General features: G+C 30.0%; 4 protein-coding genes. 3 read left to right on the top strand and 1 reads right to left on the bottom strand.

Annotation, left to right across the window (positions count from 1 at the left end; genetic code table 11):
* Positions 1 to 1441: collagen binding domain-containing protein (locus tag FM121_RS01955; protein ID WP_086950453.1), on the bottom strand; the 1441-nt coding region annotated here is incomplete at its 3' end.
* A 372-nt stretch (positions 1442 to 1813) separates the two neighbouring features.
* On the opposite strand from FM121_RS01955, the gene FM121_RS01950 reads away from it, so the two are divergent.
* The 3 genes from FM121_RS01950 to cas9 all read left to right on the top strand — a co-directional run bounded on the left by FM121_RS01950 (position 1814) and on the right by cas9 (position 7877).
* Positions 1814 to 2791 (top strand): Gfo/Idh/MocA family protein, encoded by a 978-nt coding sequence (locus FM121_RS01950; RefSeq protein ID WP_086950452.1) that lies wholly within the window; start codon positions 1814 to 1816, stop codon positions 2789 to 2791.
* Between the two features lie 73 nt (positions 2792 to 2864).
* The gene (truA, locus tag FM121_RS01945) at positions 2865 to 3605 is read left to right on the top strand and encodes a tRNA pseudouridine(38-40) synthase TruA (protein WP_086950451.1); all 741 of its coding nucleotides are present in this window, start codon (positions 2865 to 2867) and stop codon (positions 3603 to 3605) included.
* A gap of 252 nt (positions 3606 to 3857) precedes the next feature.
* Positions 3858 to 7877, top strand: a complete 4020-nt coding sequence (gene cas9, locus FM121_RS01940; protein ID WP_086950450.1) for a type II CRISPR RNA-guided endonuclease Cas9 — start codon at positions 3858 to 3860, stop codon at positions 7875 to 7877.
* Positions 7878 to 7879 lie beyond the last annotated feature (2 nt).

The following is a 7879-nucleotide window of genomic DNA, read 5'->3' as shown; positions in this document are numbered from 1 at the left end:
TAGATTCTTCTTCAACAACAGACTCAGATTCCTCTATTTTAATTTCAGGTTGAGTTGGTTTTACGTCTTTCGGATCAACTAATTCATTTTTCTCAACCTCAGATTTAGGTGTTTCTGGTTGGATGGATTCGATGTCTATAATAGCTTCCTCTTCGACAACAGACTCAGATTCTTCAACTTTAATTTCAGGTTGAGTCAGTTTTACGTCTTTCGGATCAACTAATTCATTTTTTTCAATCTCAGTTTTAGGTGTTTCTGGTTGGATGGATTCGATGTCTATAATAGCTTCCTCTTCGACAACAGACTCAGATTCTTCAACTTTAATTTCAGGTTGAGTTGGTTTCACGTCTTTCGGATCAACTAATTCATTTTTCTCAACCTCAGATTTAGGTGTTTCTGGTTTAATCGTTTTGATATCTGTAATAGATTCTTCTTCGAAATTAACTTCAGTTTCTTTTACAGGATCATGAGTTTCTAGTTCTCCTGAAGCTTCACCATCTGAAAAAAGGTTAATGACGTTAGAACTACTTGTTTCAGTCAAAGGTTTTTTTCCCCATGTCTGATAGGAAATATCACAACTATTCGTAAAAGACTTTATCCTATTATTAGTAATAAGCGTTTCATAACTAAAACTAAAAGACGCCAGACGCGCATGTTCCCGTCTAATATAGATTACCATTTGATTGTTTGGAGAAATAGTAATCGTTCCGTACCCCTTTTTTTCAAAATCAGCAGCGGTTATTTGTGTGCGACCTAAATAATTATCAACGGTCACATTAATATTGTTTTTATCAAATTTTTGACCAGGTCCATGAGTATCAACCAAAGTCACATCAGTGGCCATTTCTTCTTTATTCATGTTCACATTCAAGAACCAACGAACAGCATTTTTACTACCGTTCATATCTCCTGATTTCCAGAAAAAAGGATAGCGACTTGATCCGGAATTGGTATTAGTGATTCCTTTAATAGTAATATTTTGTGACTGAACAGTTGTGCCAAAATTTGTATGGATAATAGAATCTTTAGTTTGCTCTGTTCTAGTAGCATTAATCCCAAAATTAAAATTTCCTGTAATTCGTCCTAAGTTGGTAACTTTTTCATTAAATGTAGCAACAACACGATCTGAATAAACTAAAGCTTCTCCTAAGTTGCTTAATAGTATTTTTCTAGGTGAACCATCAGATTCAGTCAGACCTTTTAATTCTGGTGGTAGATTTAAAGTAATCGTGTCTCCAGGTTTCACTTCGACATGATTTTTTTCACTAAAACTTACTTGAATAGAAGTAGATTCTCCTTGTTGGAGATTAGTTTTAGAAAAATTGATAGAATCGATAAAACCTGTTTGATTTAATTCTTGTGCAGATACAATTGAGTGACCGGCTAAACCACCAATTGTTACTGTTAGAATCATAAAGAATAATTTAACAAAATGTTTCATTAATGTAGCTCCTCTTCCCTTTTTTGTTTGTGAATCTGACACTGATAGTAGCAAATAAATAAATAAAAGAAGAAATTTATTGCTTAAAGGCTAATCTTATCATTATCATTATTTAATCTGATTATAATGTGGAGCGTTTTCTAAAAAGGTTTTAATTAATGGGAAATGTTATTTAAACTATTAAAAATAGATAAAATAAGAAACTTTGATTTTTATTTTAGTTATTTTATATATTTTTAGGTTTTTTATTAATAAAACCATCAGATTAACTTGGATTAAAAAAAGCTTTGTAGTAGATTTCTATTAAAAAAAGCCTAAATATAGTAAGATAAGAAGAGTAATATTTTAGAAACCCATAGGAGGTTTACAAGAATGAAATTAGGTATTGTAGGATCAGGAATGATTGTGAATGATTTTTTAACAATGGTTAAAGATATTCCTGAAATAGAATTAAAAGCTATCACAGGAACGCAAAGAAGTTACGAAAAATTATTAAACTTACAAAAAGAGCATGAGATAACATCTGTTTATACAGATATTGAAGAATGTTTAAAAGAGGCCGAAGTGGATACCATTTATGTGGCACTACCGAACCATCTACATTATGAATACACAAAAAAAGCTCTAGAATATAACAAAAATGTTATTTGTGAAAAACCATTTACACTAAGTCTAGAACAATTTATGGAATTAAAAGCTTTAGCTTTATCAAAAAAATTAGTTTTAGTTGAAGCGATTACCAATCAATATTTAGGTAACTATCAAACAATAAAAAATACATTACCAAAATTAGGTGACATCAAACTAATTGAATGTAATTATTCGCAATATTCTTCACGATATGATGCCTTTAAGGAAGGAACTATTTTACCAGCTTTTGACCCTAAAAAAGGTGGCGGAGCCTTAATGGATATCAACATTTATAATATTCACTTTGTTGTCGGTTTGTTAGGAAAACCAAAAGAAGTTCGATATCTACCAAATATTGAAAAAAATATTGATACATCAGGTATTTTAATGATGGATTATGACACAACTAAGGTCGTCTGTATAGGAGCGAAAGATTCCACTGCAGAGATTCGTTCAACTATTCAAGGAAATCTAGGCTCTGTCATTGTTAATGGGGCAACTAACGAGATTAATCAAATTGAAAAACAAATGTTAAAACAAGAAAAAGAAATAATTAACCATAATATCCATACTCATAGAATGTACGAAGAATTTAAAATTTTCAATAAAATGATCGAGACACAGGATATGAAAAGAACAAAAGAACAATTAGAGCATAGTCAGATTGTCATGGAGATAGTCGATAAATCTTTAAAAAGTGCTGGAATTATTTTAGGATAACGCTATTAAAGTAGAGATGGTTTTGATATAATTACGTGCTTATACAAATAAAAGAACGATAAGAGGAGTTATTATGAGAAATATAAAATTAACGGTTGAGTATGATGGAAAAAGATACCATGGTTGGCAAAGACTAAAAGATTCAGATAAAACAATTCAAGGGAAAATCGAATATGTCCTATCTGAAATGACAGAAGAAAAAATTGAAATTATTGGTTCAGGTCGAACAGATGCTGGTGCCCACGCTAGAGGTCAAGTTGCTAACTTTAAAACAGAATCTAATATGTCGAGACAAAAAATGATGGATTACCTGAACCGCTACTTACCAAACGATGTTGTTGTTAATAAAGTAGAAGAAGTTCCAGAACGTTTCCACTCACGTTATAATTGTTCTGGCAAACAATATAGCTACTATATTTGGAATACAGAAGTCCCTTCAGTCTTTAAAGGACAACATAGTTTTCATTATCCAGATGAATTAGACATGGATAAAATTAATGAAGCGTGTCAAAAATTAGTTGGTGAACATGACTTTTTAGGTTTTTCTTCACTTAAAAGATCAAAAAAATCATCAGTCAGAACAATTAAAGAATTGTCAATGGAACAAGAAGGTAACATGTTACGTTTTATCTTTGTAGGAGACGGTTTCTTATATAATATGGTGAGAATTATCATGGGCACATTATTAGAGATTGGCTCAGGTGAACAACCAGTAGAATTAATCGATGAAATATTTGAAGATCGTATTAGAGAAAATGCAGGAGATACAGTCCCTTCTTACGGATTATTTTTAGATGAAGTGTATTATAATTAGATATAAAAAAAGCGTATAAACCTTGTGTTGATTAGGTTCATACGCTTTTTTTTTATATTAGGTATGTTATAATTATTGTGTGAAAACGTTTGATTAATTTTAGACACAAAAAAAACGCCGAAACAGCGTCACTAAAAGTTGAGAACGGACAAAGCCTTATTTTAACTTGCTATGTTGTTTTGAATGCTACCAACAAATTAATTATAACGATAAATAAAAAAAATATCAAGTGAAAAACGGAGATGATTAGCTTTGGGTAAAAATTATACAATTGGATTAGATATCGGTACGAATAGTGTTGGGTGGTCTGTTGTAACCGAGAACCAACAATTAGTAAAAAAGAGAATGAAAATCCGTGGTGATAGTGAAAAAAAGCAAGTTAAGAAAAATTTCTGGGGCGTACGATTGTTTGATGAGGGAGAAACAGCAGAAGCAACACGTTTAAAAAGAACCACTCGACGAAGATATACACGGCGTAGAAATAGAGTAGTAGATTTGCAAAATATCTTTAAAGATGAAATAAATCAAAAAGATTCTAATTTTTTTAATCGACTAAATGAAAGTTTTTTAGTTGTTGAAGATAAAAAACAGCCTAAGCAAATGATTTTTGGAACGGTAGAAGAAGAGGCTAGTTACCATGAGAGTTTTCCAACTATTTATCATTTGAGAAAAGAATTAGTTGATAATAAGGACCAAGCAGATATTAGGCTTGTTTATTTAGCTATGGCCCATATGATTAAATACCGTGGACATTTTCTAATTGAAGGTCAACTTAGCACGGAGAATACATCTGTGGAAGAAAAATTTCACCTTTTTTTAAAGGAATACAACTCAACTTTTTGTAAACAAGAGGATGGTAGTTTAGTTAATCCTGTTAATGAAGATATTAATGGAGAAGAAATATTAATGGGGACATTATCACGCAGTAAAAAAGCTGAACAAATAATGAAATCATTTGAGGGAGAAAAATCAAATGGTGTATTTTCTCAATTTTTAAAAATGATTGTTGGTAATCAAGGGAACTTTAAAAAAGCTTTTAATTTAGAAGAAGATGCAAAAATACAATTTGCAAAAGAAGAATATGACGAAGATTTAACGACTCTGTTATCCAATATAGGTGATGAATATGCAAATGTCTTCTCTTTAGCAAAAGAAACTTATGAAGCCATTGAACTTTCAGGAATTTTAAGCACAAAGGATAAAGAAACTTACGCAAAACTTTCATCTAGTATGACTGAACGTTACGAAGATCATGAAAAAGACTTAGCTTCATTAAAGAGCTTTTTTAGAGAGCATTTACCTGAAAAATATGCTGTAATGTTTAAAGATGTTTCTAAAAATGGTTACGCCGGCTACATTGAAAATAGCAATAAAATTTCTCAAGAAGAATTTTATAAATATACAAAAAAATTAATTGGACAAATTGAAGGTGCAGATTATTTTATAAAAAAAATGGAACAAGAAGCCTTTTTAAGAAAACAACGGACATATGATAATGGTGTTATTCCATATCAAGTTCACCTATCTGAATTAACCCATATTATTAATAATCAAAAAAAATATTATCCATTTTTATTGGAAAAAGAAGAAGAAATAAAAAGTATTTTAACTTTCAAAATACCCTATTATATTGGACCATTAGCAAAAGGTAACAGTGATTTTGCTTGGCTTATTAGAAATAGTAATGATAAAATAACGCCCTCAAATTTTAATGAAGTGTTAGATATTGAAAATTCAGCAAGCCAATTTATCGAAAGAATGACGAATAATGATGTGTATTTACCAGAAGAAAAAGTATTACCTAAAAATAGTATGTTGTATCAAAAATATATTGTCTTTAATGAATTAACTAAAGTTCGCTATATTAATGATCGAGGAACTGAATGTAATTTTTCTGGAGAAGAAAAACTACAAATTTTTGAGCGTTTTTTTAAAGATAGCTCTACAAAAGTAAAAAAAGTAAGCCTTGAAAATTATTTGAATAAAGAATACATGATTGAATCACCAACTATTAAAGGCATCGAGGATGATTTTAATGCCTCATTTAGAACGTATCATGATTTTATTAAATTGGGTGTTTCTAGAGAAATGTTAGATGACATAGACAATGAAGAAATGTTTGAAGACATTGTCAAAATTCTAACAATTTTTGAAGATCGACAAATGATAAAAAAACAACTAGAAAAATATAAAGACGTGTTTGATTCAGATATCTTAAAAAAAATGGTACGACGTCATTATACGGGGTGGGGAAGACTTTCGAAAAAGTTACTCCATGAAATGAAAGATGATAATTCAGGTAAAACAATTTTAGATTATTTAATTGAAGATGATCGATTACCTAAACATATTAATCGTAATTTTATGCAATTAATAAATGACAGTAATTTATCTTTTAAAGAAAAGATTGAAAAAGCTCAGTTAACAGATGGGACAGAGGATATAGACAGCGTTGTAAAAAATTTAATAGGTAGCCCTGCCATAAAAAAAGGTATTTCTCAAAGTTTAAAAATTGTAGAAGAACTCGTTTCTATTATGGGATATCAACCAACTTCTATTGTAGTAGAAATGGCTAGAGAAAATCAAACAACCTCAAAAGGGAAACGCCAATCTATTCAAAGGTATAAGCGATTAGAAGCAGCAATTAATGAATTAGGTAGTGATTTGTTAAAAGTTTGTCCCACAGATAATCATGCGTTGAAGGATGATCGATTGTACTTATATTACCTTCAAAACGGTAGAGATATGTATACAGGATTAGAATTAGATATTCATAATTTATCCCAATATGATATAGATCATATTGTACCTAGAAGTTTTATTACAGATAATTCGATTGATAATCGTGTGTTAGTTAGTTCCAAAAAAAATAGAGGGAAGTTAGATAATGTACCAAGTAAGGAGATAGTCCAAAAAAACAAACTTTTATGGATGAATCTAAAAAAATCAAAATTAATGAGTGAAAAGAAATATGCAAATTTAATAAAAGGAGAAACAGGAGGATTAACTGAGGACGATAAAGCAAAATTTTTAAATCGACAGTTAGTTGAGACTAGACAGATTACCAAAAATGTCGCTCAGATACTAGACCAGCGATTTAATACGCAAAAAGATGAAAAAGGAAATATTATTAGAGAGGTCAAAGTGATTACCTTAAAATCAGCTTTAGTAAGTCAATTTCGTCAGAATTTTGAGTTTTATAAGGTTAGAGAGGTTAATGATTTTCATCATGCTCATGATGCGTATTTAAATGCAGTTGTAGCCAATACATTACTTAAAGTTTATCCTAAACTCACTCCAGATTTTGTTTATGGTGAGTATCGTAAAGGGAATCCGTTTAAAAATACAAAAGCGACTGCAAAAAAACATTATTATAGTAATATTATGGAAAATTTGTGCCATGAAACTACTATTATAGATGATGAAACTGGAGAAATTTTATGGGATAAGAAGTGTATTGGAACAATAAAACAAGTTCTAAATTATCATCAAGTTAATGTAGTAAAAAAAGTAGAAACTCAAACGGGAAGATTCTCTGAAGAAACATTAGTCCCAAGAGGAAGTACAAAAAATCCAATTGCGTTAAAATCTCATTTAGACCCACAAAAATATGGTGGTTTTAAAAGTCCGACTATTGCTTATACTATTGTTATAGAATATAAAAAAGGTAAAAAAGATATTTTGATCAAGGAATTATTAGGTATCTCTATTATGAATAGAGGAGCGTTTGAAAAAAACAATAAAGAATATCTAGAAAAATTAAATTATAAGGAACCTAGAGTGCTTATGGTATTGCCCAAATATTCTCTTTTTGAATTAGAAAATGGCAGAAGACGGTTACTAGCTAGTGATAAAGAATCACAAAAAGGAAACCAAATGGCTGTTCCTAGTTATTTAAATAATTTGCTATACCATACTAATAAAAGTCTTAGTAAGAATGCTAAAAGTTTGGAATATGTTAATGAGCATAGACAACAATTTGAAGAATTATTAGAAGAAATAATTGATTTTGCAAATCAATTTACTTTAGCGGAAAAAAATACGTTATTAATTGCTGATTTATATGAATCAAATAAGGAAGCTGATATTGAATTATTAGCGTCATCTTTTATTAACCTATTAAGATTTAATCAAATGGGAGCACCAGCAGAATTTAGTTTCTTTGAAAAACCAATACCACGTAAACGTTATTCAAGTACTTTTGAATTATTAAAGGGAAAAGTAATTCATCAGTCGATAACTGGACTTTATGAAACACATCAAAAGGTCTAGTT

Source organism: Vagococcus fluvialis bH819 (genome assembly GCF_900163795.1).
GTDB classification, from domain to species: Bacteria; Bacillota; Bacilli; order Lactobacillales; family Vagococcaceae; genus Vagococcus; species Vagococcus fluvialis_A.
Note: the sequence above shows the minus strand (reverse complement) of the source record. Positions and strands in the feature narration are given on the sequence as shown.

Bases quoted from the DNA above. Each gene is read 5' to 3' on its own strand.
- truA (WP_086950451.1), top strand. From the start codon at position 2,865: ATGAGAAATATAAAATTAACGGTTGAGTATGATGGAAAAAGATACCAT.
- FM121_RS01950 (WP_086950452.1), top strand. From the start codon at position 1,814: ATGAAATTAGGTATTGTAGGATCAGGAATGATTGTGAATGATTTTTTA.